This window comes from Streptomyces sp. NPDC058051 (assembly GCF_042885475.1).
In the GTDB taxonomy this organism is placed as follows: domain Bacteria; phylum Actinomycetota; class Actinomycetes; order Streptomycetales; family Streptomycetaceae; genus Streptomyces.
This window is the reverse complement of sequence record NZ_JBHVRW010000081.1, coordinates 1-1,464: the sequence shown is the minus strand read 5'-3', so window position 1 is coordinate 1,464 and position 1,464 is coordinate 1. Positions and strand designations below refer to the sequence as shown.

Genomic DNA, 1,464 nt, shown 5'->3' with positions numbered 1-1,464 from the left:
CGGCGGTTGTTCCGTTGCCGATCGATGTCGCGGCCCTCCGTGCGCGTACCGACACGATTCCCGCTCTCCTCCGCGACCTCGCCCCCACCACCACCACCACCCGACGACGGTCTGCGGCCCGCGCTCTCGCAGGGGCTGCCGACGGTCAGGAGCTGATGCGCGCTCTGGCCGGCCTGGGCGCGGCAGAGCGAGCTCGTACGGTGCTTGACATGGTCCGCTCCCAGGTGGCCGCGGTGTTGGGCCACAGCTCTGCGGACGCGATCGAAGCGGACCGGCCCTTCCAAGAGCTCGGTTTCGACTCGCTCAGCGCGGTGGAGCTCCGCAATGCCCTCAACGCAGCCGCCGCGCTGAGGCTGCCCGCCACGCTGATCTTCGACTACCCGAGCTCGCGCGCCGTGGCCGAGTACATCGACAGCGAGCTCGGCGGGGGCATCGAGCAGAGCCCGGACCGGCCGGCCGGCCCCGTGCTGCGCGAGTTGGACGACGAACCGATCGTCATCGTGGGGATGGCCTGCCGCTATCCCGGTGGAGTGACCTCCCCCGAAGACCTGTGGGACCTCGTGCTGGAGGGACGGGACGCGGTCTCCGCGTTTCCGCGGGACCGCGGTTGGGACGTCGAAGGCGTGTACAACCCTGAGCCGGGCGTACCCGGAAAGACATACGCCAACCAGGGAGGCTTCCTCCACGACGCCGGATACTTCGACCCGGGCTTCTTCGGGATCAGCCCCAACGAGGCATTGATCATGGATCCGCAGCAGCGACTGCTGCTGGAGGCATCCTGGGAGGTCCTGGAACGTGCGGGCATAGACCCACGCTCGCTGAAGGGCACGAAGACGGGCGTCTTCGCCGGTCTGATGTACCACGACTACGGGCAGGGCACGGAAGCCGCAGCAACCACGGGCGGAAGCCTGGTGTCGGGGCGCGTGTCCTACACCCTGGGCCTTGAAGGCCCGTCACTCACCGTGGACACGGCGTGCTCGTCGTCGCTGGTCGCCCTGCACCTCGCGGCCCAGGCGCTGCGTTCGGGTGAGTGTTCCATGGCGCTGGCCGGGGGCGTGGCCGTCATGTCGACCACCGACATGTTCGTGGAGTTCAGTCGGCAGCGTGGGTTGGCGAGGGACGGGCGGTGCAAGTCGTTCGCGGGTGCGGCGGACGGTGCGGCGTGGTCGGAGGGTGTGGGGGTGCTGTTGGTCGAGCGGCTTTCGGATGCGCGGCGGTTGGAGCATGAGGTCCTGGCGGTGGTGCGGGGCAGCGCCATTAATCAGGACGGGGCGAGTAATGGGCTGACGGCTCCGAATGGTCCGTCGCAGCAGCGGGTGATCCGGGCGGCGTTGGAGAACGCGGGGCTGACCGCGAACGATGTGGACGCGGTGGAGGCGCATGGGACGGGGACGCGGTTGGGTGATCCGATCGAGGCGCAGGCGTTGCTGTCCACGTATGGGCAGGGGCGGGTGGAGGGTGATC

At 69.2% G+C, this 1,464-nt stretch carries 1 protein-coding gene; it reads left to right on the top strand.

What is annotated here, in order from left to right; all coding sequences use genetic code 11:
* On the top strand, window positions 1–1,464 hold a 1,464-nt coding region (locus ACFVUT_RS37680; RefSeq protein WP_389661353.1), incomplete at both ends, for a beta-ketoacyl synthase N-terminal-like domain-containing protein.